This is a genomic window from Vibrio sp. J502 (genome assembly GCF_025397955.1).
GTDB classification, from domain to species: Bacteria; Pseudomonadota; Gammaproteobacteria; order Enterobacterales; family Vibrionaceae; genus Vibrio; species Vibrio anguillarum.
This window is the reverse complement of the sequence record NZ_CP104554.1, coordinates 3120393-3147301: the sequence shown is the minus strand read 5'-3', so window position 1 is coordinate 3147301 and position 26909 is coordinate 3120393. Positions and strand designations below refer to the sequence as shown.

Sequence of the window (26909 nt, the reverse complement as noted above, 5' to 3'; positions counted from 1 at the left end):
CTTCGAGTTAAATTCAATGCCGCATATAATAACCCGAAAACTTGATTCTGTTGAGCAAAACTGGCTTCAACAATTAACGAATGCGATCTCAAACCCTGCCGAGCTTCTCCAGCAGTTAGAGATTGATCCTGCCCTTTGGCAAAACGGGTTTGCCGCACGCAAACTCTTCGCACTACGGGTGCCACAAAGTTTTGTCGATCGCATGGAGAAAGGAAACCCTTACGATCCCCTGTTGCGTCAAGTTTTGCCACTCAATGAAGAGTTTGAATGGCATGATGGGTACTCAAATGACCCGCTTGATGAGCAAAACAATGCCATTCCGGGATTGCTGCATAAATACCGCAACCGAGTGCTAATGATAGTCAAAGGTGGTTGTGCGATTAACTGCCGTTATTGCTTTCGTCGTCATTTTCCCTACCAAGAGAATAAAGGCTCAAAGCAGGTGTGGCAGCAAAGCGTCGACTATATTGCCGCGCATCCCGAGCTCAATGAGGTCATTTTATCGGGCGGTGATCCGTTAATGGCGAAAGATGAAGAACTGCGTTGGCTCATCGATGCAATCAGCAGCGTGCCTCATATTAAACGATTGCGTATTCACTCGCGCTTGCCCGTGGTGATCCCCGCTCGAATCACCGATGCATTGTGTGATCTGCTGCGTGAAACTCGCTTACAAGTCATTTTGGTGACGCACATTAACCATGCCAATGAAATCAATCTAGAATTCAAACAGCAGATGAGTCGTCTGCGCGCCATCAATGTTACCTTACTCAACCAAGGTGTATTGTTAAAAGGTGTCAATGATAGCGTTGACGCGCAAGTCGCGCTCAGCGAAACCTTATTTGATGCAGGAATTTTGCCTTACTACTTGCATGTGCTGGATAAAGTGCAAGGCGCAGCGCACTTTTTTGTTAGTGATCAAAAAGCAAAAGAAATAATGGCAGGTGTCATTGAGCGAGTCTCGGGCTATCTTGTTGCTAAGCTAACTCGAGAAATCGGTGGCAGAGCCAGTAAAACGCCACTCGATCTGCATCTTGAGTAATTACAGAACTTCAAAAGAGCGGTTCGGTGTCAATCAACGAACTCTTACCTTCATACTTTTGGGAAAACCATCATGCAATCTCTCGGACAATTTCTTGATCTTAGTCCATTCAGTTGGTCTGCATTATTGTGCTGTGCTATCAATGGGTTACTGATTGGTGTTGAACGCCAAACCCGTGGTAAACCTGTGGGCATTCGCACATCAATATTAATCATCTCAGGGACTTATCTCTTTCTAGCGATGGCCGTATCACTGTCCCCTAACACCTTAGATCAAGCTCGCGTGCTTGGACAAATTATTACTGGGGTTGGTTTTTTAGGCGCAGGCGTGATGATGACTCAAGATGGGAAAATCCATGGCGTCACCTCAGCCGCTGTTATTTGGGTACTGGCATCACTGGGATTGATGATCGGTCTTGGTTACTTACAGCAATCCATCATTATCACGGTATTGGCATTGTGTGTGTTGTATGGCGTGGATAAGGTAGAAAATAGCTTTCAAAGTTTGCGCCGTGGTGTTCATCAACGCTTTCGTCGTCGTACATAAGGTGAAAAAAAGAGCAGCTTGATGCTGCTCTTTCGATTTCAATTCATCGGCTATTTAGCAAAGTTGATGATAGGAAAACACTTAAAGAAACCATTATCCGCACAGTTAATTAGACCAACCTGAATACCTTCAATTTCTGTGGTTTTGTTGAACAAACCCACTTGCACTTTCGATGTATCTGAGAAGTTTGCTGCACCAACATCAACCATGGTATTACCTTCAGAGTAGTTCACTAGACTGACGTTAGCACCTTGTACATTGTTGGTCAGATTCACTATACCCACGTTAGCACCCACGGTTTGCCCTGTATTCCAGTTTAACAAACCGAGTGAAGCACCGGTCATCTCTTGATTGACTTTCGATGCCCCTAAAAGACCTAAATTTACACCCGTCGTAGAGTCAGTTTCAGATAATCCAACAACGGCGAGATCTAAGCCTTTAACCTCATTCACTTTACCGTAAAGAGCCGCAACACGAACGCCTGATACCGCATTTTCATCCGGCGCATTGAAGTTATTGATGGAAGAAAACATAACTGGAGTGCCAGCCATCGCAACAGAAGAAGATAACGCAGCCACTACGGCTAGTGCTGAAAGTACTTTTTTCATAAAGATCTCCATTGACCAATGAAACCGTTAATATTTGGTTTGTTCACGCTATTTCACTCACATCATCACCAAATTGTGATCAGTGAAGAGACGAAGTCTAGAAGAGTCGGATCACTCAAACGTCAGGATTGAGCTAATTATGCGAAAAAAACCGGAGGCAAGCTCCGGTTTCTTATTGAGAGAGGATGATGTCGGGTAGCAGCGACACATTACTGCGCCACCGCCCCCTAAGAACCGTACGTGCGAGTTTCCCCGCATACGGCTCAAGCCTTTATAAACCTACATCTAGACGTAGGTCAGCAACTTAACCATTCCAACCGTTGCGACGTGCATTGTCTTCGCAATCAGATTTATTTACATAGCCCTGACTTGAGGCTCCGACAATACGACCATTAGAAGCAGTACGTCTCCAACGCCATAGGTCTGAACCGTCTTTATAAAATTCCCATTTATCCATTTTAGTATCCAAAATAGTTAGTGAAAGCAAATTGCAACTTGTTTTATACAAAACACTTTCTTATACGAAATCTATAAATCAGATGCAACCTAATGGCTCACAAAGTTCACTCTTTGCTGTGAATTTGTTTATGACAGTTAATATGCAACATCATCAAATTCGAGCTGATGTCCGAGCCGCCATCCACTCTTCTGACGATATGGTGAATATCCCATTCGTCCTCCGAGTGAAATTGCTGATTACATACAACACATTTGTAATCTTGCCTCTCGACAATCTTCCACAGCTTCCAGTTACCCGACAAAGATTTCTTTAATCTTTGCATCTTCAGACGTTCAAAGTATTGTTCGTCCTCTGGTAGGTAACAATTCGCTGTTGCCCGAATTTTCACATGTTTATCGACTTTCACTCTCGCTGCACTCAGCAAGCGGTAGTGACCGTCTTCCCCTTTCGGTTTCGGTGCACTGAATACCCAGTTTCTATCACCCACTGTTTTAAAGTATTTGTCTTTAATCCAGCGCTTACGGCGATTCAAATGTATTCGGCGGCACCACTGCCACAACATTTTCCAGATCCGGTAATCGGTATACTTGAATGTCTCACTCGCACATACCCAGCGGTGATAATCGCACCATCCTCTGATCATCGGATTTAACTTCGCTATCACCGCTGAAGCTGGCACCGTTTTATGGCTGTTGAGATAATCTCGTATACCGCGCAGAAAATTCTTCACGTTTTTCTTTGACGGCTTAATCAACATCTTGCCATCGTATTTACGCAAATTCTGCCCGAGAAAGTCGAACCCGTCGTCTATGTGCGTGATCAGCGTTTTTTCTGCTGACAATTGCAACCCACGTTCTGCCATAAAGGCTTCAACTATTGGTAAGACCTTATCTTCTAGTAGCTCTTTCGAGATCCCAGTGATGATAAAGTCATCTGCATAACGCACATAGTTGACCTTAGTTTTGTAGCTGGCTTTTGTGTTCTTCTTCCCGAAGTGGGTTTCAAGCACCGTTTCCAGTCCATCTAGGGCCATATTAGCGAGTACAGGTGAGATAATCCCACCTTGCGGTGTACCCGCCTCCGTCGAGTAAAACGTCCCAGATTCCATGAATCCGGCTTTCAGCCACTTCTTGAGTATCACCTTATCAATAGGAATATTGGTGATAAGCCAATCATGGCTGATAAAGTCAAAACACCCTTTGATATCACCCTCCAGCACCCAACGAGCACTAGCCTTGCGACTGAGATTCACGAAGCATTGTTCGATAGCATCAGCACACGAGCGATTCGGGCGAAAGCCATAGCTGTTTCGATCCGCCGTGGTTTCCGATATGGGTTCAAGAGCTAACAGGTATAGTGCCTGCATTGCTCTATCACGCATGGTTGGTATTCCCAGCGGCCTACGCTTGCCATTAGCTTTAGGAATATAGACTCGCCTCAACGGCCTAGGCTTATAACCTTTACGCGTCAGCTGATCTATGCCTCCCCACTTCAAAACCGGAGTGTTCCAAATTTCTCCATCAACACCCGGAGTGTTTTTCCCTCTGTTTTCGGTGACACGCCGAATGGCTATCACCTTGGCAGCAAACGAACGAGTTAACATGCGTTGCAGTCGTTTGACTTGTCGCCAGTCAGATTTTTTCGTTGCTTTTGCGATCCGGACCTGTAGCCCTCTCACCGTACGATACATTAGTGACCAGTCGATGCTGTGCCATTGCTGTGTCTGGTGGGAGGATGCAGATACGTCAATTTGCATTGATGTATGCACCTTGCTTTCCTCCATTAACGATAAGTTAATCAAACAACACAAGGCGCATCTGTACCCTATAGGGCAGAGATTTACCCTATGAGGCTTGAGTTTGTTGCTGTCAGTACTCGAAATCCTCAAATAGGAAAGGTAATGTCCACGATTGGACTCTGACAGTTTCAATTACCGTAGAACTTAACGGCTTTACTGATTTTCACACAATTAAAGACCAAGCAGACGTGGGCTCCGTTTCCGGTGAAAGCACGTTGTCTTTCTATCCAGCTCATTACAACCTGGCTTTCGCTTTTTCTGCTCTCCTATGCCCGCACCCTCGACAGTTTCTCTTGTGAGTTACCTGCCTATTGATAGGCGAGGATACGGGGTTTCCGAGTTCCGTTTTCATTACATAAGTTACTTAGGTTCTACCTATCCACCGATGGCGCATGAGTCAGCGTATCCCCAGATGTAAAAGAGATAACCGGCCATATACCTTTTGGTCGGAGCGTTAGTGACGACTAATCTTCCCAAAGGGATAATTAATCGACACGACAATAGCGTTACGCTCGTCGAGGCTGACGGTGTTTATCAGTAGTTCACTTACGTTAACCATATAACCCAGCCTAGCCCCTAAACCGCCTGCTATTAGCGATTGTCTTAACCTTCACTTCGCAGCAAGGGTTAACCACTTGCGTGGGGGTACATTATCAGGAAGCTCCGCACACCGCGTTACCGCAGATGCACTATCCCTAGGCTACTATTGGCTGAACAACAGGTCTTACTATCCAATAACCTACCCGTCCGAGTAAGAAATTGGCTAAGACAATAATGAAAACAGCTTCGCACCGTGCAGGTGGCTCAAGCTTAAATAAGACACGAATATTCCTGTTACTTCACAGACACTGATAGCGCTGCTTCAACGTATATCATTCGCCTAAAGCGAGGGACACAAACTTTCGCCCATGCCTAAAATCGGACCTCTTACGAGGACCGATATTCGGGCTTGGGTTAAGCCCGAATATCGGGTTTTATTTATTTGCTATTTTGGCGGGTGGGATAGTAACCACAACATAAAGTTAGTGGTTACTATGGACGTAGCCCGCTCGGCTAGCTACCTACGCGACTCTCGTCGCACTACATCATCCCTCCCATACCGCCCATGCCGCCCATATCAGGCATTGCCGCTTCTTTCTTCGGTAGCTCAGTCACCATAGCTTCTGTGGTGATCATGAGGCCCGCGACTGAAGCTGCGAACTGTAGAGCACTACGAGTCACTTTGGTTGGATCCAAAATACCCATGTCGATCATATCGCCATATTCACCCGTCGCAGCGTTGTAACCATAGTTACCTTCACCAGCGCGAACATTGTTAGCTACAACAGAATCCTCTTCGCCCGCGTTTTTCACGATTTGACGAATTGGTGCTTCCATCGCACGTAGTGCAACACGAATACCTACGTTTTGCTCTTCGTTGTCACCTTCAAGGCCCGCAACTTTAGCAGCCGCACGGATCAGTGCAACACCACCACCCGCAACCACGCCTTCTTCAACGGCTGCGCGAGTTGCATGCAGTGCATCTTCTACGCGATCTTTCTTCTCTTTCATTTCAACTTCAGTGGTTGCACCGACTTTGATCACTGCAACGCCACCTGCCAGTTTGGCCACGCGTTCTTGTAGTTTTTCTTTGTCGTAATCTGAAGTTGCGTCTTCAATTTGTTGACGAATTTGTGCAACGCGACCTTTAATGGCTTGCTCTTCACCTGCACCATCAATGATGGTGGTGTTTTCTTTAGTGATAGAGATGCGCTTCGCTTGGCCTAGATCTTCCAAGGTCACTTTTTCAAGCTCAAGACCGATCTCTTCAGAAATCACAGTACCGCCCGTTAGGGTAGCAATGTCTTGTAGCATCGCTTTACGGCGATCACCAAAACCAGGTGCTTTCACGGCAGCAACTTTTACAATACCACGCATATTGTTCACAACTAGCGTCGCCAATGCTTCACCTTCAACATCTTCCGCCACAATCAGTAGTGGACGAGAAGCTTTTGCTACCGCTTCAAGTGCAGGAAGCAGTTCGCGAATGTTAGAAATTTTCTTATCAACCAATAGGATGAATGGGCTATCTAGATCAACACTGCCCGCTTCTTGGTTATTAATGAAGTAAGGAGATAGGTAACCACGATCAAACTGCATGCCTTCCACTACATCGAGTTCATCTTGCAGTGCTTGGCCTTCTTCAACAGTGATAACGCCATCTCGGCCCACTTTTTCCATCGCTTCAGCAATGATGTTACCCACGCTTGAATCCGAGTTCGCAGAAATAGTACCCACTTGCGCAATCGCTTTAGTGTCTGAACAAGGTACTGAAAGCTCTTTCAACGCTTCAACCGCCGCCACGACAGCTTTGTCGATGCCACGCTTAAGATCCATTGGGTTCATACCCGCTGCTACAGCTTTCAAGCCTTCAGTGATGATCGCTTGCGCTAATACCGTTGCGGTTGTCGTTCCGTCACCCGCTGCATCGTTAGCTTGAGAAGCAACTTCTTTCACCATTTGTGCACCCATGTTCTGGAATTTGTCTTCCAGTTCAATTTCACGCGCAACAGTGACACCATCTTTGGTGATAATAGGTGAACCAAACGATTTATCTATCACAACGTTACGGCCTTTAGGGCCAAGGGTGACTTTTACTGCATCGGCTAGAATATTAACGCCTTCTAGCATTTTAATACGTGCATCGTTACCAAATTTAACGTCTTTAGCAGCCATCTTTAATTTCCTTTTCTAAATTCTGTTTTAATCAATCGTTTTTGAATCAGAGCAAAAATTACTCAATGCTTACTCGACAATCGCCATGATGTCGTTTTCAGACATAATGAGCACTTCTTTACCGTCGATCTTTTCCGTTTTAGTACCGTAGCTTTCTGCAAAAATAACCGTATCACCTACTTTGACATCCAGCGGTTGTACCGAACCATTTTCAAGGATTCGGCCTTTGCCTACTGCTAAGATGACGCCGCGAGTCGATTTCTCTGCAGCGGAACCTGTTAGAACAATGCCACCAGCAGATTTAGATTCAACTTCTTGGCGTTCAACGATAACTCGGTCGTGTAATGGACGAATGTTCATCGGTCGTCTCTCCTGATTAGATTTTCCGTTAGGTTTATGAAAAGGCTGATTACTCAGCTCGTGAGTGATATGTGGGGGAGCAAGCAAGGGATCCCAAGGGGGGAAAGCGAAAATTTTGTGATCTATTTAACGAATTGATAGCGAATCTTGGTTCTGTGCTGACAAAAGTTACTAGCGGCTCATCCTGTATAGTCAATAATTTGCTTTATTAAGCTGCTTCTTCATAATAGATAAGGCAAACAGAGGAATGCGATGAAAACCATTGACCGAATACTTCAAACCATCAAACGCGATGGAGCGGTAACCGCTAAACGACTGGCCGACGACCTAGGTATTACCACCATGGGGGCTCGCCAGCACCTACAAAGTTTGGAAGATGATGGCATTGTGGCGTTTCATGATGTCAAAGTAAAAGTCGGACGCCCTACTCGACACTGGTCTTTGACACAACAAGGCCACGACCAATTTGCTGATCGGCATGGCGAGTTAATCATCCAAGTGATTGATGCTGTTGAGCACCTTTTTGGTAAAGAAGGACTAGCCAAAGTGGCGGCAGAGCGTGAAGCTCACACATTAGCACAGTATCAACAAGCATTAATTGATTGCCACAGTTTAGAAGAAAAACTAGCTAAGCTAGTGACGCTTCGTGAGCAAGAAGGCTATATGGCAGAGCTCATACCATCAACGAACGGTTACACTTTAATTGAGAACCATTGCCCTATCTGTAAAGCTGCGGCACGCTGCCCTAATCTGTGCCAATCTGAACTTAATATTTTCCAAACGTTGATCGGTGAGCAATATGTAGTTGAGCGGAGCGAACACATCATTATGGGTGAGCGTCGCTGCCGTTATCAAATCACACCACGCTAAGATCGTCTCATTAGTAAGAAATGGCGATTTCGTTCCAACTCCTACCTCATTGATCGGTTATGCTTTCATTGTGTTGATAAAATAATCAACAGAGAAATAGTGTAAAGGAGAAAGATATGGAGCCCCCTCAAAAACAGGCCTTACCTTCTTTTGATGAGTTGGTTGAACTTGCCAAACATAATCCAGATGCCTTTACGCAACTGAAAAAAGATATCTGTGAAGAGATGATCCTCTCCTCTTCCAACAACATGCAAGACAGGTTATGGGCTCAGCAAAGTCACATTGACTTGGTGGTGAGCCAATGCAAAAACCCTGTCCATGCTAATGTTATGCTGATGCGTGAGCTCGGCGAACAGATGATGAAATTTAGAAATGCCTTAGATGGCGAATCGGCGCGCACTCAACCGAGCGCGACCATCATTCCATTTGTGCCGCGCCACAGCGACTGGCGTTAACCTCGCTATTTGAAGCTTTTTAAAACAACAGGAGGCATTGGCCTCCTGTTGTTTTATCAATTTGTTTTCTATCAAGTTTACTCAGGTTCAGGTCCGTAGCGGTTGCGGCTTTGCGTTCCCTTCATAAAACCACATTCGACTAAAATCCATGAGCCACAAACCAGTGCGACCAGCGATACCAATGACTCTGTCATACTGGCTTGAGTGGCAATCTCGGCACTGGCAAAAGGCATACTCATACGGCCTATCACCAAAGGGACATTAAGCAATAACCACCAAGCAGACTTATCTCTGTCATGCCAACGTTTTACCGTGATGGCCAAATCAGGCAGTAACACCACTAGCAAAAACAGCGGCAAGATCAGGTGCGTATAGGCAGGAAACATTTGGTTTGCAGCGAGTGCGAAGCCCATAATGGACGCGTAATAACAGAGATTCCACATCCAAAATACTTTGCGCCCGATGCGTCCTTGAAATGAAAATAGCAGTTCTTTAATTGACATCTTGTTACCTAAAATGGTTAATTTACAACCTTTTGGAAGCAATCTTTATCCATATCACGCACATTCACGGTCAGACTCCTGACTTGACTAGCTTGCTGTTGCAATACCGCCATTAATTGACGTGACAACTCTCTTTTTTGTTCAGGTGTCCGCCCTGACAGCAAATCAAAGCTGAGGTGAATAAAATCAACACTGTCGCCCTCTTCACCAATACACCAATGGTGGCAGCGTAGCGCCCGTGATTTCACTGAGTCAGCGTCAAATAATCCGCAGCGAAGTGCGACTTGGTGAAGATCTTCCAATAACCCTTGAACATTCACACGTTCATCCACAGAGTTCGAGTATTCCATAACAAGGTTGGGCATACGAATTCCTTTTCTTCATTCATGATCAAATTTCAACACTGGTGAGTCTTATTGGTATCACTAGCTTTTCTTTTAACAGCCACTAATAGCAATTAATCTCGTAAAATCCGAGCCATTATCGACTATTCTGTCTATCTGATCACTGATAAGGGGTGTCACGCATTGCTTAAGATCCCATAAAGTCATGACTCGAATCATGATCTGACCGATTTTATCTGTTATATTCTTTCGCAATCACGTTTATTTTTGACATTCATTCATTTTAACTTTGATAGATAATGGAGATATTCCTATGCGTCATCCTGTAGTTATGGGTAACTGGAAACTAAACGGCAGCAAAGAGATGGTTGTTGAGCTGCTAAATGGTCTGAATGCAGAGCTTGAAGGCGTAACGGGTGTTGACGTAGCCGTTGCTCCACCAGCACTTTTTATTGACCTAGCAGAGCGCACTCTGACCGATGCGGGTAGCGCGATCATTCTGGGTGCCCAAAACAGCGACGTACACAACAGTGGCGCATTCACTGGCGATATGTCTCCAGCAATGCTGAAAGAATTCGGTGCAACACACATCATCATTGGTCACTCAGAGCGTCGTGAATACCACAATGAATCCGATGAATTTGTGGCGCAAAAATTTGCATTCCTAAAAGAAAATGGCCTAACACCAGTACTTTGTATCGGTGAATCTGAAGCACAAAACGAAGCTGGCGAAACAGTAGCCGTATGTGCACGTCAACTTGACGCTGTGATCAACACTCAAGGTGTTGAAGCGCTAGAAGGTGCGATCATCGCTTACGAACCAATCTGGGCGATCGGCACAGGTAAAGCAGCAACAGCAGATGATGCTCAACGTATTCACGCTGCCATTCGCGCGCACATTGCTGCAAAATCAGAAGCAGTCGCGAAGAATGTCGTTATCCAATACGGCGGTTCTGTAAAACCTGAAAATGCAGCAGCTTACTTCGCACAACCAGACATTGATGGTGCTCTAGTTGGCGGCGCGGCACTTGATGCGAAAAGCTTTGCAGCTATCGCAAAAGCAGCAGCTGAAGCGAAAAAAGCGTAATTATTCACACTAATTATCGTTAAGAAGGTCAGCATTTGCTGGCCTTTTTTGTTTCTTCACTCTCGTCACACTTCCCATCCTAGCAGCTATAGTCGCGATCGCCAGAATCAAGTATCCTAACGTTTTGCTTAACCTACGTTGCCAGTAATGCACGATAAACACGGCCTATTAACCGCCCCAATTCCAAATGTGCTCAGTCAAATGACGATCCCAATGATTTTTGGTTTGATCGCGATTTTGATGTTTAACTTGGTCGACACCTTTTTTATCTCACTACTGGGCACCGAATCTCTTGCCGCCATCAGTTTTACCTTTCCCGTCACCTTTGCGGTCAACTGCATTACCATGGGAATTGGTATTGGACTTTCGACGAGTATTGGCCGCTTACTCGCTCAAGGTGACGCTAAAAATGCGGCGCGTTTTTCTAGTCACGGCGTGTTGCTGGCTGTGGTGCTGGTGACATTCGCTTCAATTCTGGGTTTACTGACCATTAAGCCACTCTTCCTACTGCTTGGTGCCACTGACGATTTAATCCCTTTGATTGAGCAATACATGCAGGTTTGGTATTTGACCATTCCTTTGCTCGTTATTCCCATGGCTGGTAACAGCGCAATTCGAGCCACAGGTGATACTAAAACGCCGGCTAAAATTATGATGCTCGCAGGTTGTATTAACGGTCTGCTCGATCCGCTGCTGATTTTTGGTTATGGCCCTTTCCCTGAATTAGGAATCCAAGGTGCTGCTATTGCCAGTGCATTCAGTTGGTTAGGTGCACTGTGTGGATCACTATATGTCTTAATCAAAAGAGAAAAATTATTGGCATGGCCGTATTTTCCTACTTTATGGCATGATTGGCAGCAGATCTTAAAAGTGGGCACACCAGCGGCACTCTCCAATGCAATGAATCCACTCTCTGGCGCGCTATTAATGATAATGCTGGCAAGCCATGGCACGGCTGCCGTGGCCGCTTACGGCGCCGCGCAGCGTATTGAGTCGATACTCATTTTGGTCTTGATGTCACTAACCTCAGCACTGACTCCCTTTATGGCACAAAACATCGGCGCAAAAAATATTGAGCGTAGCTTTGCTGGCCTGTTCCTCAGCATGCGTTTTTCTATCGTATTTCAATTGATGATTTTTGCGATGATGGTACCGCTGAGCATCCCTTTGTCAGCCCTATTTTCTCAAGAGCCCTCGGTGCGCGATCTATTGTGGCACTATTTGCTGGTGGTGCCACTGAGCTATGGCTTTCAAGGCATTGTGATGATGCTTGTCTCTGGATTGAATGCATTGCATCAACCCATGCGCGCCTTTCAGTGGAGCGTTATGCGGCTGTTTGTGTTCACTCTTCCTGCCGCGTGGTTAGGTTCGTATCTCTATGATGTCGAAGGGCTGTTTATCGGGATTGCCGCAGGCAATACCTTAGGTGGGCTGCTGGGTTATTACTACGCCCTGTGTCTAAAACGAACTTACCTGTTTCGCTAATGCTACCATTTATCTGGTTAAGCACGTCGTGGTGAACTAAATATAAAAAAGCCAGCATTCATGCCTGTCTCTTGATCACAAGTCTTGTTCAAGAGACAGGGCGAGTTCGTAGCCTTCGAGGATAGCTTATAATTTAAGCCATCCTTCCCAGAGCGTCTTAACTGACGCTCTTCCATTTCTTTTGCTATCTTTCTTTCCAGCCTCCAAATCGTGCGAGATGTGCATAAGCCCATTTTGCAGTAGGTATTCCCTCTGGGAGCGGTGTCTTGATTCTCTTCACCCAAAGCAACTTCCAAGCTCTTGGGGACAGGATTTCCTCACAACTAATATCTTCAACTTGCTCATTGGCAAGTTTCAACTGGAAGATCCTTACGGCTAAAAAGCATAAATGGTCGTCAATCTATCTAAGTCGTCTTTACTCTGTACTCGAAGCTCTTCAACTGGAATCAAGTTTCACCCCAACAAGCCTGGTTCGCCTCACTTGAATGGCAAAGTTGAACGCTCACAGAAAACAGATAAAAGTGAGTTCTATCCAACTATAGATGTTTCTGTGGGGCTGGAAGAGCTGGATCTGCTACTAACACTACTACAACAGGGAACGGCCTCGCAGCTCGTTAAAGGGTCTAACACCGATAGACAGGATTACTGAGACCTCTGATCAAACACCTCTGTCTGAAGAGGTATCTCAGCACTACCAGATCAGAAAAGAGAGGTTTCAAGAGCAGAATTACAAGCTCGATCTCCAGCTAAGAAAATTGAAACCATCTCTATGAATCACACAATTTGACCATGTAATCGTAAAGTATCAGTCCGTTCACTTTCGCCGTCTAGATGATGCTACAGCAAAGCACTCGCATCAGCACCAAGTGGATTCGTCGAGAATAACCAATTTTTTTCAGCCAATGACCAGCGATTTGATTGCGCGTTCCGCTCGGTTGTTGCCGGTAGATAAATGCCCATCTTCCACATAGCGTATCAGCTTAGACCACTGACTAAAGGTGTACTTAATGGCTTCTCCAAGAGGACTCGATTCAATGACTTTCTGCGACGTTAACCAGTCATAGAGGTCATCCAGCAAGGGTTTGGCACGGGATTGTCTTTCAGATCAACACTCTCCAGTCGAAGCGAGTTTTAATCGCGATTCCAGTGAATACAGCTTTTGGATTTTGGCTCATGCTGATATTTGCCTAAAATAATGTTGGCAAGCAGACTTTCGGTAGCGAAGCTTTTGGGAATGATTCTTTCTGGTGTGGGTTGTTGGTAAATGTGGCTTTTTTCAGCATGCTGTTCACATCGACGACACGCGTATTTGGGGCTAACATATTCCCATACTTTTAAGACGGCGGGCGTGAACTCCAGCTTTTCACTGCGGTCTTCGCCGCTTCACATTCCACCTCATTAAAGAGGTCGCCCAGTGCTCCATTATAATGCTTTAACGCTTCCGAGCGTTTGGCTAACTGGCGGTCAAGGGCGAGTTGGAACTGTTCGATTAAGGATTGGCGCTCTTGCTGCCATTGCGCTTCCTTCTTTTGCAGCTCATTTTTCTCCGACATCAACGCTGTCACCATAGTTTGAAGCTCGGCGATGTCTTGGCTGTCAGGGTTAATTATTGGGCGCCTTTTTCATGGCATTGATTATACTAAAAACACCACACCAAGGCTTGGTATAACTGATTTTTATCGTCATTAACTCATTGTAACGCTGTCTATTTTTATCGGTTTATAGCTGATTGTCGTGAAGCCAGATAATAGTCTATCCAAGTCAAATTGAGTCAGGGTGTACACCTGTTTTTTCTCTTGATTGGGCAATTTAAATTTGGCTTTTTCCAACCGTTTGTACCACAGGGCGAAGCCCGTTTTATCCCAGTACAACACTTTGACTTTGTCGCGTTGTTTATTGCTAAACAGGAACAGTGCGCCCGTGCCGAGCGGCAAATCGGTTTCGGACTCGACAATCGCCGCCAGGGCATTGATAGACTTTCTAACATCCACGTACTCCCGATACAGATAAACATTAGGGGCGCTCAACATTCGTTTCATGATAGTGCTCCGATTAACTCTGCCAGATACGAGGCAGGTGTACCTTATGGAGTACTGAGTTCAACATCATTAATAAATAATGTTATGTTGGCGACGGGCGCTTGAGCTACTTGGTAGCGAGTCGTTTTTTCGATAACTTCTGTTTTAACAAAGCCGCCGATATTGGCTGACTCAGTAGTCTGTAACTGCTGGCGTTTGGTATAAAAGGTAGACATACTTAGCCCGTTACGTTCACCAAAGACCCGCTGGGATAGATGACTAGATTGGTATTTTTCAAACAGGTTTTGCCATTCTTGGTTGGTGCGTCGTTTTGCCATTTCAAATCTCCTTGAGATTGGAGATTTGATCGTATTGCGTGCTGAGGTTGATTAGAATGCGGGGTTTATGACGTGTTTACGGTTTACGTAAGGTGAGCATTTTCTAGCGGAAAAGGCTTTTCAAGAGCCAAAATAAGTGATATGTGTACGAGCTCCTACTGATTATCTACGGTGCTCTACTCAACTGCGATAGCATCCACGACGCCTTTATTTTTAATCTTGTTATGATAACTCGAATTTTGCTCCTTGCTCCTTATTGACATCATATTCAGCCTATCCTGTCTTATCTACTCGCAGGTATCTGTCCCAGAGGATGCGCCTTTAGACTATCAGCAAGTCAAGCGCAACGCTGAGCAAGGCGATCGAAACGCGCAATATCAACTAGGTCTCATGTTGCTTGAGGGACAAGGAGTTGAAGCCGCTCCAACCAAAGCATTGGGCTGGTTTCATCAGGCTGCACAACAGGGAGATCCGCAAGCACAATATCAGATAGCACGACAATTCCAACGCGACTATGAGTCCACTCAGATGGTGGCGGACGCCAAGCCGGCCTTACAATGGCTCAAAAAGGCAGCGAATGGTGGCAGTAGCGCAGCACAAACAGAATTGGGACGCTGGTATATCAATGGCCTATATACAGAAGATTGGATTGTGTGGGTTGATGTTGAAGCCGCTGAACAACTATTTCGACAAGCCATTGAGCAAGACAATAACGATGCACGTTATGAACTGGCACGTTTGCTAGAAGCGAATCCTAACCTAGTTCAAAAGGGTGACAAACGGGCTGATCTCTATCGACAAGCGGGCAATGCCGATGCACAATATCAGCTTGGGCGTTTGTACTTTGAAGGCAAGGGGGTCATGAAAAATCACGACGACGCCTTGGAATGGATGCAAAAAGCAGCGCAGCAAAAACATGCCTATGCGGAGTTCGTTCTTGGGTCTTACGCTGAGCAGTCGGGACAAATACAAGAGGCGATAAACTACTACCAAAGGTCAGCGGAACAACAATTTGCGTCCGCACATGCAAAACTTGGCTTTATCTATTTTAATGGAACCGGTATCGATAAAGACATCAAACAAGCGGAATTTCATCTGCGAGAAGGTACGCGTTTGGGACATCAGACAGCTAAAAATTATCTAGTGCAGCTACTTGCTGAGCAAGGAGACGCGGAAAATCAATTCTATTATGGCCAGCAACTTAACAAAACCTTGCGACAACGAACCCGTAGTGGCCAAACCATGCCAGATATCTTTCAGCCTTTTACATGGTATGAAAAATCGGCACTTCAAGGTTATGCACCGGCTCAAAATCAACTCGGTTTTCATTATTCTTCCAGTGATCCAGAGCTATCATTCGAGTGGTACACCAAAGCCGCTCAACAAGGCTTTGGCCCCGCAATGTGGAATCTGTAGTTAAATTATGCTCTGGGCGAAAACGTCGAGAAAAATTTGGTTACGGGAAAAATGTTGCAGCTCGTTTCTGACCATCATCGGTCACATCAGGGTTCGTCCTGGATTAGAACGGTTCAACTACTTAATAATTCCTGATACGGTTTTAACTCCATCACAATTAAACCAAGCAAAAACGTTAGCCAATAAGTGTATTGCGAGTAACTATGTAATCTGTCTCTAACTTCGCTGTTAGACTGGAAAACCGGCATATATACCGAAACAACTTGGCGTTGCAGCACTGTTGCGACGGTATATGACCCTCTTAGCGAGTAATCTCCAACACCCGCCCGATGATTAACGCTGGCATACTGGTCAAGAATAGCAACTGTGCCAAATTTAACCATTCGCCAAAATTGCCTGGTGGACTGAAATAGAACAACATTGCAAGCAACAAAGTGAGGTATATTAACAAGGAAAACATAATCTGCTTGTAAGCTTGAGTGCGATTCTTCATCGTAGCAAAAGCAATAACGAACACCAATGTCGGGACTAAAATGCGGCTCAACATCGAGAGAAATCCAATATCGAAACTCGCCACCATGACATTCATGGCGGTAGTGATAAGAAATGCACCAAGACCGGACAATACGATTCTTGGCCAACTCACAGTCACAGTCACAGTCACAGCATTATAGTGATTAAATAACGTTTCTAAGCGATGATCGAGTGAAGAAAATGTCGCTTTAATAACCTGCTTTATACTGCTACTTCGAATAGGAGTCGGAGTCCAGATATGCTCATGCAGAGCGTCAACGCAGACGTAATGAATGAAATTCCTATCCATACCCATACGCTTAGTGTTTTGTTTAGCAAAATGGCGCACATCATTGTCGGTTTCACCGAGCATAAGTACGGTGATGCTCACACTGTGCAAGTTGTTTTTACCTAACTCAAAACTTGCGACGACTTTTTGTCTTACGGCGTTCGCATACTGGATCAGTAATACTTTATTGGGCCGTGGATAATTCGCGTCGGTGATTAGTATAATTTGGGTGTTTAATCCGTCAATTTTGACCAATATACGTTTAGCGTATTGCTGTAGTTCTCGCAGTGCTGGAATAGCGATTTTATCCGGTGACCAAATGATCTCTTCCCCACGCTGAATCACTGACTGTGTTAACTCGCCACCCACAATAGGAAGACTTTCAAGATGCTGTTCTCGCTCATTAAGATAGGCCAAAAAATTCGGCTCCCAACTATCCGGTTCACTTTGTTCAAGGCGGCGCTGCCAATCCTCTTCATTGGGTAGATCCAAGTCATTCTGATCTGCATCGATCAACAAGGAAAAATTCTTCTCGACTAAGAAACGATTGAGTACTGCACATTCGAATATTGTTTTATTCATAATTTTCTTCATGTTCTAGCATTTAGATAATGATCACTGTTACAACGCTGAGGAATTAAACGACAGTAAAGAATTACGCCAAGTGCTCCTAAAAAGTGGCCAATATGGTCAACTTTAATATCAAACATATAGTCATCTTGTCCCCTGATTTCCCCTTCTAGTATTAGCAGTATTACTAAAAACGTGAATAGAAAAATGGCAGTTAACTGATCTGCTCCAGCCAGACTGGACACTTCATTAAGCGACATTTTTATTTTCAAAGTTAACTGGACTTAGATACCCAAGAGCACTGTGCCTTCTTGTCCGATTATAATCAACCTCGATGTATTCAAAGAGCGTTTGACGCATCTCGTCTCGCGTCATGATCGGCTCATATTGGATCGCTTCAACCTTCATTGAATGGAAGAAGCTCTCAACACAAGCATTATCCCAGCAGTTTCCTTTCCTACTCATACTTTGCTTTAGATTATAAGCGGTTATGATGTCTCGATAATCTTTTGAGCAGTACTGACTACCTCGGTCACTATGAACGATCACCTGCTCAGGGAACCCACGACGGAACAAGGCCATTGATAATGCATCGCAGACCAGTGTTGCGGTCATTCTGGTATCCATAGACCAGCCGACTACTTGCCTTGAATAAAGGTCAATAATTACCGCCAAATACAGCCAGCCTTCACTTGTCGCAACATAGGTGATGTCTCCCGCCCACTTTTGATTCGGAGCCTCCGCGTTAAAATCCTGAGCTAGCAGGTTCGGAGCAACTGGCATTTTATGTTTGCTATCCGTAGTGCACCTAAACTTACGTGCCGCTTTCGGCGTTAAATCCTGACGCTTCATACTAGCGGCAATGGTTTTAACATTACGGCTATCACCGTTCTCTGCCAGCTCTTTCTGGATACGCCTTGAACCATCACGGCCTTTGCTGTTGTCAAAAGCCTTTTTGACCTTCGTATCAAGCTCTTGGCGAGTTACCTCGCGCTGAGTGGCCTTGTGGCGATGCTTAATCCAGTAATAAAACCCACTTCGTGAAACCCCGAACACCTTAGCCATGCGGACAGCACTGAAGCACAGCAGGTGTTCGAGCATAAATTCGTAGCTATCTACTTTAGATTTTTCGCGAAGTAGGTGGCGGCCTTTTTTACGATATCTAGCTCTTCAGCTTGCTCGGCCAATTGCCTTTTGAGCTTTGCGACTTCAGCGGCTAGATCTTTTTCCCGCTGACTGGTGCTAGTATCTTTCTTGGCTGCTTTACGCCAACCGTAGATCTGGGATTCGTGTAACGAGAGATGCTGCGCTGCCGTAGCTACTCCCAGCTTTTCTGCTAGCTTCAGTGCTTCTGCTTTAAATTCAGCAGAATGGAGAATACGTTTTTTCTTGTTTGTCATGGTTCACCTCATTAGTGATTGTACTCACTTAATTAGGTGTCCAAAACTGGTGGTGCGGATCAAAGCACTCCTTAGTCGTTAACTCTTTTTCATCGGTAAAATAGGCTGCAGCCAGTCCGAAAACCCCACCAGATATTCCACAAACTGTAGTGTTGTCGGAATAGAATAATACCGAAGGTATCGAGGACAACGCTCCCACAACAAGCACTGATAGATATCTCTTAGCCCCAACTCTACGTTCATAAGTAGAAGCTATACCTAAGCCAATAACGTTCGTGGCAAGATGCAGCAGATTACCATGGACAAACAGATGGGAGACAAGCTGTAATGGCCTGCTCATAACCTTCTCACCGTCATTACTCAGGACAAAAGTTCTGTACAGGCTTTCATCGACATTAACGAAACTAAAGTTTGTGATGAACAGAAAAATGAAAAGGATGAACACCCCTGAGCATATCGACGCCCAAACAAGCTTTAAATTTTCAATATAACTAATTGATGCTGATTTCAGGCTGCTTGGTGCAGGCTTAACAAGAATCAATGAACCAACATACGCCGTAACGGCAATAAAAAATAGAATCATTGGGACAAGGTCATTCTACTTTCAATATATTGCTGTACTTCTGGCAGTAGTTTCGCAACCTTACCAACGCCTTTTAACTGCGCTCTCACCGTTATTTTTCGGTTATTTTGAAAAGTAAACTTCATTGGTCTTTGTAACAGTCCCTTCCCTATTTTTACGCTCTCAATTTCGGAAAATTCAAAGAAATCATGTTCTTTAAATTTTCCGAGCAAACTGAGTTTGTGAAAAGAGATACCTTTTTCGGTAACAGCTAGGAAGTATGTTCTCATACTAAGAACAAAAAGTGGTCCCACTAGAAGAAACAACCAGAATTGGGGAGGACTAACGGCCTGAAAAAAGCCAATTAATTGATCATCTTTATTCATTTTTTCTTCTATGTATTCTTTTGCTTGTTCTTTAATCATCGTTATTCCTGAAATATGTATGTGCTCTATGTAATAAGTATTTAATAGGTTGTGAAATGAGACCGACCTTAGGCTCCAAACGGTGGATTCGTTTCACACTGTCGATCACTCTTTCACTAATTTGAAAAATAACTGACCGTGCTGGATACCAATAAACTCAATTAACTCCCCAGAAACATTTTTTCCCGTAAAGTTAGTCTCACCAATTTCGAGATATAACCCACGTGCATTCGAATTGAGCTCACAATATGAAAATGCCGTGTAAGGGCTTGCTTCCATACAAACAAGCGTCACAGGAGCCGCATTATAACCGGCCGTATCCACACGGAAGCGCTCACCCAGTTTAGGCGCTTGTTTTATCCCCACCAAAGCGTTAATCGAAGGCTCAGTTTCGGCCGCCACCGTACTCGTCGACAGGATAAGGCTCATTAGTATGCCAAACATTCTTGTGTTCATTTTTTGCTCGCTTATTCTCGTTTTGCCATTTCATAGTGGCAATATTGACTAAATTCATGCAGTTAGAAAGCGTTGAAATCGTCCGCTTCCATAAGTAGTTCAGGAAAAGGAAGGCCATACCTCCCCTATCCGATTAAAGGTATGGCGCGGATTCTGGCAATGATAACACACTAAAATCAGGGGCAAAAACTTGCTCAAATGGCAATATGTTGCATTGGAATTCAGGTGATACATCCTATACGACGTCGCCATAGCCAAAGTCGCTTCACAGCAAAATCAATTCATTGCACATCAAAAAGTTCTTCGGCGCTCTTGGCCATAGAGCTAAAAACGATCGCTTAGATGTAGTTCTTATCGCCTATAATCAATCGATTGCATTCTGTAGGGGAAAGTCGTTGTCAAATCATGCCCGAATTTATTACTTCATCAATTAACTCCCTACTGACAATGATCAAAAAATAGATAGAAAGCATTGAGACCAGAATCGAAAAACTCATCGAGGCTTTCCCAGAAAATTGGGAAGCTTATCTATATAAGGTTATAAAGCTGCTTCCTAGTGGCTGGGGAAGGTCGTATAACAAATTTGTTGGATTTGTGATATTTATTGTAAAACCAGTCTCTTACGATCTCTCAGCTTTTGAACAAGTTAGAAGACCTAGATATTGGTATTGAACAGTTTTTTGAACTAGAAAAAATTGCTACATTTAAGCTCACCCGATAGCGAGAGCAGTCATCGATAGCTGTGTACTGGTAGACTCCAGGTGCTATTTTACAGGTGTCCATCTGGACTCTATCACCAGGGATTGGGCGTTCGTATCTTTGGAAATCTTTTCTGCGTCGGTAAGTTACGATGGGTTTGACTGATGCTTCGGACAAAACTTTATGGAGTGTCGCTGTGCTTAGGTGTACTTGTAGTGGTCAACTAAAATTGGCCACGGTTTTAGAGTTTTCCCAATATAATCGTTCTGATTCATTGGGAGTTAAACCACCGTTATACTGATGTGGTCTGAGTTGGCAGTAATATCCGATAATGTAACGGGTAACCTCTTGTTGAGCCTCAGCGAAGCTACGGTAACCCACAGTTGGCACCCATTCCGTTTTCAGACTTCTAAAGAAGCGCTCCATCGGCGCATTATCCCAACAATTTCCTCGGCGAGATAAACTCTGTTTTATTTGAAAACGCCACAGCAATTGACGGTATTTACGGCTAGTATAATGACTGCCTTGATCGCTATGGAACATAACACCTTTAGGCTTACCACGAGACTCATAAGCCATCGAAAGAGCTTTGCCTGTCAACTGACTATCAGGCGACAAAGACATCGACCAACCAATCACTTTTCGGGCAAAAAGATCGATAACAACTGCTAAATACATCCACCGATTACCTGTCCAAATATACGTAACATCACCAGCCCAGACCTCATTTGGGGCGGTAACCGCAAACTGACGACCTAAGTGATTTGGAACGTCAATATGTTCTTGTGAAGCCTTTCTGTAGCGATGCTTTGGCTCTTGGCAGCTCACTAAACCAAGCGTTCTCATAAGCTTTGTTGCTCGGTATCGGCTCAGCTTTACACCCTGATTTGTGACTATATCTGCAATGGTTCTCGCTCCCGCAGAGCCATTGCTTGCGGCATGAGCCTCACTGACCAAGCTGCGCAGTTTTATTGTTTCCGCATTAATTAACGCTGGGCGTTTAAGCCAATAGTGATAACTACTTCGATGAACATTGAAGACTTCGCATAATATTTTTACGCTGTGGCTCTGCTTGAGTTTCTTGATTGTCAAGAATTGTTCAGTGAGTCCGACATCAAGAGAGCCGTGGCTTTTTTTAGTATTTCATTATGCTCTTCAAGGCGAGCCAGCTTCTTTTTCAATTCCCGAATTTCTATTTGCTCAGGGGTCATAGGTGAAGCTTTCGGTGTTTTCCCTTGGCGTTCTTCTCTAAGCTGGCGAACCCATTTATCCATCGTGGACTTGCCCACATTCATGGCTTGGGCTGCTTCAGTCACTGAGTAATTTTGGTCTAAGACTGGTTGCGCTGCTTCTAACTTAAATTCTGCGCTAAATAGTCGTCTTGTACGTTTTGTCATAGTGTCACCTGTTAACTTATGAGGTGATGATATCACCTCTAACTAAGTGACCAAATTCACTATACCACTACAGACCCCCTTTCAATTCTTAATTAACTCTTGCAGTTGCCTGACCACAAGACGTTTTTATCAAATTGAAAGGGGTTATATAACTGACTTATAGCTGTAAGCTTTACGGAACCCCTAGCCTAGCTGGGGGTTTTCTCGATACAAAAAATCCCTCACATCATGTGAGGGATTTCTGTATAAAAGCCAGCATTCATGCTGGCTTTATCACTTAGAAACATCGCCTTTCAGCGCGAGAAACTACTCTTCAATCTCGTCAAGGTCATCATCTAAGTCCATATCCACATTTAAAGGCTCAGGAGATAAAATAATACCCGTATTATCAGCGTACAAATAATCTTCAGGTAGGAAAGTGACGCCACCAAAATTGACAGGCACATCCACTTCACCGATACCTTGATTGGATGCTCCAACAGGAATAGAGGCGAGCGCTTGAATGCCGATGCTCATCTCTTCGAGTTCATCCACTTCACGGACACAACCGTAAACAACGATGCCTTCCCACTCATTTTCTTCAGCAAGAGCGGCCAATTCTGCATCAATCAGCGCACGGCGCAGTGAACCACCACCATCAATTAACAGCACCCGTCCTAGCCCATCTTGCTCTAATACTTCACGGATTAAGCCATTATCTTCAAAACATTTAATCGTCGTAAGCTGGCCAGCAAAGGATGCGCTTCCACCAAAGTTACTAAACATTGGCTCCACCACATCGACTTGGTCGAGATAAATATCACATAACGCAGAGGTGTTGTATTCCATAATGGTTCTTCTCTTGCCGAAAATTATCTTCACCGAGTATATAGGGTCATTAAGTCATTGCAATGACAAGCGACAATTAACTCGTCAGAGTTTGAGCTATAACAATTCCAACAAACAACAAGTTGGTGATCAGTGAACATTTGACGATAGCGGGCATCATAGGTGCTATCTGCGCAGGTTGATCACTCACCCACACCGCTTTACTGTGTTTTACCACTACCACAATGCTCAACAAAAAGGGCAAACTTATCCACGCTGGGCTGCTTTGCATCACTAAATACCAAGCAAAAGCGACCACCGCACCCGCCAATAGCATAAAGTGATATTGCTTGGCGCGCGTTTGCCCAAGACGTACGGCAACGGTTTTTTTTCCGCAAACTGCATCATTTTCAATATCACGCATATTGTTGACATTGAGCACAGCGACCGCCAATAAGCCACAGCCTAACGCGGGTAAGAACAGGCTCGGTTCCACATGGCCGGTATGCAAGAAATAGGTTCCAGACACCCCAAGTAAACCAAAGAAAATGAATACGGATAAATCACCTAAGCCGACATAGCCGTAGGGTTTGTTACCGACCGTGTAAGCAATCGCGGCCACAATGGCGAGCACGCCCAACCCGACAAAAGCCAGAATACTTTGCACGCTATCCAGTGCATAAAAAATCAACACCAAACCCGAGATAACCGTCAATGTGATGTTAATCAACATCGCTTGCTTCATATCATCGAGCGTCACCGCACCGGATTGAATCGCTCTGATTGGCCCTAAGCGAGCCTCATTATCCGTACCCTTGACCGCATCACCATAATCATTTGCAAGGTTGGATAAGATTTGTAATAAAGTTGCGGTAAGCAGAGCAAGCAGCGCTACTGGCAACGAAAAATGGCCCGATGAGAAAGCTAACGCGCTGCCCGTTAAAATAGAAACTAGCGCGAGAGGGAGCGTTTTAGGCCTGGCCGCATCAAGCCAGATATGGAGCGAATTCTTCATGCAAGGTCACTGCCGTTCAAAAAAGGGGTCAGTATATACTGTTCTGCTGGCGAGTATAACACGGCAATAAAAAGCCCGTCACTTTGGACGGGCTACAAACAGTGTACTGGCCATTCGATCCGCTAAAGAATAAAGCGGCTCAAATCTTCATTCTCGACTAACTCACCTAGGCGCTGCTTGACGTAGGCGGCATCGATAATCATTGAGGAGCCAGGCTTTTCTGTTGCATCAAATGAGATTTCATCCATCAAACGCTCCATCACGGTATGCAGGCGACGTGCGCCGATATTTTCCGTGGTTTCATTCACTTTCCACGCGGCTTCCGCAATTTGAGTGATGCCATCTTCAGTGAATTCAATGTGCACCTCTTCCGTCTTCATCAGCGCAATATACTGCTCGGTCAGAGAGGCTTTCGGCTCAGTCAAAATACGTTTAAAGTCATGGCTCGATAATGCTTCAAGTTCGACGCGAATCGGCAAGCGGCCTTGCAACTCGGGGATTAAATCAGAGGGCTTCGCCACTTGGAATGCACCCGACGTAATAAAGAGGATATGATCAGTTTTAACCATGCCGTGCTTAGTCGAGACAGTACTGCCCTCAATCAAAGGTAGCAAATCACGTTGTACCCCTTCACGCGACACATCTGGACCTGAGCTTTCGCCGCGTTTACAGATTTTGTCAATCTCATCAATAAAGACAATGCCGTTATTTTCAACATTAAAAATAGCTTGATCTTTCAGCTCTTCCTGATTGACCAATTTTGCCGCTTCTTCCTCAGTCAAAGCTTTGAAGGCCTCTTTGATTTTGAGTTTGCGTTTTTTCTTGGTATCCCCTGCAAGGTTCTGAAACAAACCTTGCAGCTGATTGGTCATCTCTTCCATGCCCGGAGGTGCCATAATTTCAACCCCCATTTGAGGGACAGCGACATTGATTTCAATCTCTTTGTCGTCGAGCTTTCCTTCACGCAACTTTTTACGGAAGATTTGGCGAGTGTTCGAGCTCTCTTCGCCCTTTTCATTCTCTCCCCAAGCATCACGAGCTGGCGGCAATAAAGCATCTAAAATACGCTCTTCTGCTTGCTCTTGCGCGCGAAATTGCACTTTTTCCATCGCTTGCTGGTGAGTCATTTTTACCGCGACATCGGTTAAATCGCGAATAATGGTTTCCACTTCTTTACCAACATAACCCACTTCGGTAAATTTGGTCGCTTCCACTTTAATAAATGGTGCGTTGGCAAGCTTGGCGAGACGACGAGCAATTTCTGTTTTTCCCACCCCAGTTGGACCAATCATCAAAATGTTTTTCGGCGTTACTTCGGCGCGCAAACTCTCTTCGAGCTGCATGCGACGCCAGCGGTTACGCAGCGCAATCGCTACCGAACGTTTGGCTTTATCTTGACCAATAATATGGCGATTTAATTCGTGAACAATTTCACGTGGAGTCATTTCAGACATCAGATTTTCCTTAATTCTTTACCCTAACACTGTCTTTATTTTTCGGTGATCACTGTTTGTTGCAGTAGCAATTCCGCCGGTATTTCTAGTTCTTCGATAGTGTGGAAATGGTTGGTAAACACGCAAATGTCGCCCGCAATTTTCAGTGCTTTTTCAGCGATTTCACGTGCATCTAAATCGGTATTTTCTAATAATGCAGTCGCCGCAGCTTGAGCAAAATTACCACCCGAACCGATAGCAATCAGGTCGTTTTCTGGTTGAACGACGTCACCATTGCCCGTAATAATGAGCGATGCCGTTTCATCAGCCACCGCTAAAATCGCTTCTAGCTTACGCAGTGCTCGGTCACTACGCCAATCTTTTGCCAGCTCAACCGCGGCCTTAGTAAGATGACCTTGATGCATTTGCAGCTTACTTTCAAAGCGCTCAAACAAGGTAAACGCATCGGCTGTGCCACCTGCAAACCCTGCCAAGACTTGATTATTGTACAGACGGCGAACCTTGCGCGCGTTGCCTTTCATTACGGTATTACCGAGCGATACTTGTCCGTCACCGGCGATGACAACTTTATTATTACGACGTACAGAGACGATGGTAGTCACGACAGGACCTCTTATTTGTTTTCACGATGGAGTTAGCAAATATATGAGGATGGTTGGGGAAGATTTCAAGTCACAAAAAACACTCACCGCGAATCGATTGGATGCGGTGAGTGATCGCTCTTATTGTGGTTCAGTCCAAATGGCGCACGGCTCAATTTTAGCGCGTTGTAATTTATGCTCGTCACGCTGCGCATCACGCTTATATTTGTATGGCCCTAATACCACGCGATACCAACTGCTGCCTTCCGTTTTTCGGATTTCACTTTTTAAACCCTGAAACGCGATATCAAGTTTACGGCTTTCAGCTTGTGCCGAAGTTTTGTACGCCCCACACTGCATAATGTAAGGGATTTCAGACACTTTCTGTTCTTTGGCTACCACTTCCACTTCACGTTTCGGCAAGCTATCCACGTAATCCCATTTTTCCTCTGGGGGCGGTGGGATCACTTTCTCTGGCTTAGGCTTTGCGACTGGTTTTGTAGGAACCACAACCGCTTGAGGCGGCTCAGGATCACGGCTGAGTAAGAACAGCCCATAACCAAAACCGGAAACGAGCAACAGTGCCAATAAGCCACTACGCCAAGGTTTACGACGTGGAGCTGTTTTTTTCGGGGTCGGCTTTTTCGGACTACGACCGCGCCTTACATAATCTTTATTAGCCACAGAGAATTCAAAAGT

The 26909-nt window shown here is 44.9% G+C and carries 27 protein-coding genes and 4 pseudogenes; 8 read left to right on the top strand and 23 right to left on the bottom strand.

Annotation, left to right across the window (positions count from 1 at the left end):
• Positions 1 to 16: 16 nt before the first annotated feature.
• Positions 17 to 1039 carry an EF-P beta-lysylation protein EpmB gene (gene epmB, locus N5E84_RS14670; RefSeq protein WP_019282863.1) on the top strand — a complete coding sequence of 341 codons (1023 nt, stop codon included), beginning with the start codon at positions 17 to 19 and terminating at the stop codon, positions 1037 to 1039.
• Between the two features lie 72 nt (positions 1040 to 1111).
• On the top strand, positions 1112 to 1585 hold the full coding sequence (locus N5E84_RS14665) for an MgtC/SapB family protein (protein WP_013855863.1): 474 nt from the start codon (positions 1112 to 1114) through the stop codon (positions 1583 to 1585).
• Positions 1586 to 1635: 50 nt separating this feature from the next.
• Here N5E84_RS14665 and N5E84_RS14660 read toward each other — a convergent pair whose 3' ends face one another.
• From N5E84_RS14660 to N5E84_RS14640, 5 genes are all read right to left on the bottom strand, one after another.
• The gene (locus N5E84_RS14660) at positions 1636 to 2193 is read right to left on the bottom strand and encodes a VC2662 family protein (protein ID WP_029388369.1); all 558 of its coding nucleotides are present in this window, start codon (positions 2191 to 2193) and stop codon (positions 1636 to 1638) included.
• A gap of 304 nt (positions 2194 to 2497) precedes the next feature.
• Positions 2498 to 2650, bottom strand: coding sequence for a YegP family protein (locus N5E84_RS14655; RefSeq protein WP_019282865.1), 153 nt, complete (start codon positions 2648 to 2650; stop codon positions 2498 to 2500).
• Between the two features lie 106 nt (positions 2651 to 2756).
• Positions 2757 to 4409, bottom strand: coding sequence for a group II intron reverse transcriptase/maturase (gene ltrA / locus N5E84_RS14650; RefSeq protein ID WP_019282866.1), 1653 nt, complete (start codon positions 4407 to 4409; stop codon positions 2757 to 2759).
• Positions 4410 to 5531: 1122 nt separating this feature from the next.
• Positions 5532 to 7166 (bottom strand): chaperonin GroEL, encoded by a 1635-nt coding sequence (gene groL, locus N5E84_RS14645; protein WP_013855861.1) that lies wholly within the window; start codon positions 7164 to 7166, stop codon positions 5532 to 5534.
• A gap of 69 nt (positions 7167 to 7235) precedes the next feature.
• Complete coding sequence (locus N5E84_RS14640; RefSeq protein WP_010317634.1) at positions 7236 to 7526, bottom strand: co-chaperone GroES; 291 nt, start codon at positions 7524 to 7526, stop codon at positions 7236 to 7238.
• A 252-nt stretch (positions 7527 to 7778) separates the two neighbouring features.
• Between N5E84_RS14640 and N5E84_RS14635 the strand changes: the two genes are divergently transcribed.
• Together N5E84_RS14635 and N5E84_RS14630 are read left to right on the top strand one after the other, a co-directional pair.
• On the top strand, positions 7779 to 8396 hold the full coding sequence (locus N5E84_RS14635) for a helix-turn-helix transcriptional regulator (RefSeq protein ID WP_017043200.1): 618 nt from the start codon (positions 7779 to 7781) through the stop codon (positions 8394 to 8396).
• Between the two features lie 116 nt (positions 8397 to 8512).
• Positions 8513 to 8851, top strand: coding sequence for a DUF3135 domain-containing protein (locus N5E84_RS14630; protein WP_013855858.1), 339 nt, complete (start codon positions 8513 to 8515; stop codon positions 8849 to 8851).
• 77 nt (positions 8852 to 8928) lie between these two features.
• Here N5E84_RS14630 and N5E84_RS14625 read toward each other — a convergent pair whose 3' ends face one another.
• Entirely contained in the window at positions 8929 to 9354 is a 426-nt protein-coding gene (locus N5E84_RS14625; RefSeq protein WP_029190043.1) for a DUF805 domain-containing protein, read from the bottom strand.
• A 17-nt stretch (positions 9355 to 9371) separates the two neighbouring features.
• Positions 9372 to 9719 carry a 5-carboxymethyl-2-hydroxymuconate Delta-isomerase gene (locus N5E84_RS14620; protein ID WP_017043199.1) on the bottom strand — a complete coding sequence of 116 codons (348 nt, stop codon included), beginning with the start codon at positions 9717 to 9719 and terminating at the stop codon, positions 9372 to 9374.
• A gap of 292 nt (positions 9720 to 10011) precedes the next feature.
• Between N5E84_RS14620 and tpiA the strand changes: the two genes are divergently transcribed.
• Both tpiA and N5E84_RS14610 read left to right on the top strand, forming a co-directional pair.
• Positions 10012 to 10785, top strand: a complete 774-nt coding sequence (gene tpiA / locus N5E84_RS14615; RefSeq protein WP_026027419.1) for a triose-phosphate isomerase — start codon at positions 10012 to 10014, stop codon at positions 10783 to 10785.
• A 147-nt stretch (positions 10786 to 10932) separates the two neighbouring features.
• The gene (locus N5E84_RS14610; protein WP_095661321.1) at positions 10933 to 12270 is read left to right on the top strand and encodes an MATE family efflux transporter; all 1338 of its coding nucleotides are present in this window, start codon (positions 10933 to 10935) and stop codon (positions 12268 to 12270) included.
• 126 nt (positions 12271 to 12396) lie between these two features.
• On the opposite strand, the pseudogene N5E84_RS14605 reads toward N5E84_RS14610, so the two are convergent.
• Positions 12397 to 12711 (bottom strand): annotated as a pseudogene (locus tag N5E84_RS14605) (IS4 family transposase); the annotation flags it as partial.
• Position 12712: 1 nt separating this feature from the next.
• Here N5E84_RS14605 and N5E84_RS14600 point away from each other — a divergent pair.
• Positions 12713 to 13043: pseudogene (locus N5E84_RS14600) on the top strand (integrase core domain-containing protein); the annotation flags it as partial.
• A 57-nt stretch (positions 13044 to 13100) separates the two neighbouring features.
• Here the strand turns inward: N5E84_RS14600 and N5E84_RS14595 are convergent.
• The 3 genes and pseudogenes from N5E84_RS14595 to tnpA all read right to left on the bottom strand — a co-directional run.
• A pseudogene (locus N5E84_RS14595) lies at positions 13101 to 13838 on the bottom strand (transposase); the annotation flags it as partial.
• A gap of 117 nt (positions 13839 to 13955) precedes the next feature.
• Entirely contained in the window at positions 13956 to 14309 is a 354-nt protein-coding gene (gene tnpB, locus N5E84_RS14590; RefSeq protein ID WP_019282201.1) for an IS66 family insertion sequence element accessory protein TnpB, read from the bottom strand.
• A gap of 44 nt (positions 14310 to 14353) precedes the next feature.
• Positions 14354 to 14626 carry an IS66 family insertion sequence element accessory protein TnpA gene (gene tnpA, locus N5E84_RS14585; RefSeq protein WP_050934229.1) on the bottom strand — a complete coding sequence of 91 codons (273 nt, stop codon included), beginning with the start codon at positions 14624 to 14626 and terminating at the stop codon, positions 14354 to 14356.
• Between the two features lie 246 nt (positions 14627 to 14872).
• Here tnpA and N5E84_RS14580 point away from each other — a divergent pair, with 246 nt between their 5' ends.
• The gene (locus tag N5E84_RS14580; RefSeq protein ID WP_095661322.1) at positions 14873 to 16042 is read left to right on the top strand and encodes a tetratricopeptide repeat protein; all 1170 of its coding nucleotides are present in this window, start codon (positions 14873 to 14875) and stop codon (positions 16040 to 16042) included.
• A gap of 301 nt (positions 16043 to 16343) precedes the next feature.
• On the opposite strand, the gene N5E84_RS14575 is transcribed toward N5E84_RS14580, so the two are convergent.
• From N5E84_RS14575 to N5E84_RS14515, 12 genes and pseudogenes are all read right to left on the bottom strand, one after another.
• Positions 16344 to 17426: a hypothetical protein gene (locus N5E84_RS14575; protein WP_043004380.1), complete on the bottom strand. Its 1083-nt coding sequence runs from the start codon at positions 17424 to 17426 to the stop codon at positions 16344 to 16346.
• Positions 17427 to 17663: 237 nt separating this feature from the next.
• Positions 17664 to 18814 (bottom strand): IS3 family transposase gene (locus N5E84_RS14570; RefSeq protein WP_095661212.1). Its coding sequence is split into 2 segments (ribosomal slippage): positions 17664 to 18571 and positions 18571 to 18814, totalling 1152 coding nucleotides; the frame shifts between segments, so codons are not numbered across the junction.
• Between the two features lie 28 nt (positions 18815 to 18842).
• Positions 18843 to 19397 carry a rhomboid family intramembrane serine protease gene (locus tag N5E84_RS14565; RefSeq protein ID WP_095661324.1) on the bottom strand — a complete coding sequence of 185 codons (555 nt, stop codon included), beginning with the start codon at positions 19395 to 19397 and terminating at the stop codon, positions 18843 to 18845.
• Complete coding sequence (locus N5E84_RS14560) at positions 19394 to 19801, bottom strand: hypothetical protein (protein WP_019281739.1); 408 nt, start codon at positions 19799 to 19801, stop codon at positions 19394 to 19396. The genes N5E84_RS14565 and N5E84_RS14560 overlap by 4 nt, the downstream gene beginning before the upstream one ends.
• Before the next feature lie 105 nt (positions 19802 to 19906).
• On the bottom strand, positions 19907 to 20257 hold the full coding sequence (locus tag N5E84_RS14555; RefSeq protein WP_103261254.1) for a LuxR family transcriptional regulator: 351 nt from the start codon (positions 20255 to 20257) through the stop codon (positions 19907 to 19909).
• Between the two features lie 711 nt (positions 20258 to 20968).
• Positions 20969 to 21169: pseudogene (locus tag N5E84_RS14545) on the bottom strand (IS481 family transposase); the annotation flags it as partial.
• A gap of 6 nt (positions 21170 to 21175) precedes the next feature.
• Positions 21176 to 22353 (bottom strand): IS3 family transposase gene (locus N5E84_RS14540; RefSeq protein WP_095661325.1). Its coding sequence is split into 2 segments (ribosomal slippage): positions 21176 to 22095 and positions 22095 to 22353, totalling 1179 coding nucleotides; the frame shifts between segments, so codons are not numbered across the junction.
• Positions 22354 to 22659: 306 nt separating this feature from the next.
• Complete coding sequence (gene rraA, locus N5E84_RS14535) at positions 22660 to 23181, bottom strand: ribonuclease E activity regulator RraA (protein WP_026027418.1); 522 nt, start codon at positions 23179 to 23181, stop codon at positions 22660 to 22662.
• Between the two features lie 76 nt (positions 23182 to 23257).
• Positions 23258 to 24175 carry a 1,4-dihydroxy-2-naphthoate polyprenyltransferase gene (locus tag N5E84_RS14530; protein WP_019282911.1) on the bottom strand — a complete coding sequence of 306 codons (918 nt, stop codon included), beginning with the start codon at positions 24173 to 24175 and terminating at the stop codon, positions 23258 to 23260.
• A 122-nt stretch (positions 24176 to 24297) separates the two neighbouring features.
• Entirely contained in the window at positions 24298 to 25629 is a 1332-nt protein-coding gene (hslU, locus tag N5E84_RS14525; RefSeq protein ID WP_013855851.1) for an HslU--HslV peptidase ATPase subunit, read from the bottom strand.
• 35 nt (positions 25630 to 25664) lie between these two features.
• On the bottom strand, positions 25665 to 26231 hold the full coding sequence (gene hslV, locus N5E84_RS14520; RefSeq protein WP_017046778.1) for an ATP-dependent protease subunit HslV: 567 nt from the start codon (positions 26229 to 26231) through the stop codon (positions 25665 to 25667).
• Between the two features lie 120 nt (positions 26232 to 26351).
• Complete coding sequence (locus tag N5E84_RS14515) at positions 26352 to 26894, bottom strand: SPOR domain-containing protein (protein WP_013855850.1); 543 nt, start codon at positions 26892 to 26894, stop codon at positions 26352 to 26354.
• Positions 26895 to 26909: the final 15 nt, after the last annotated feature.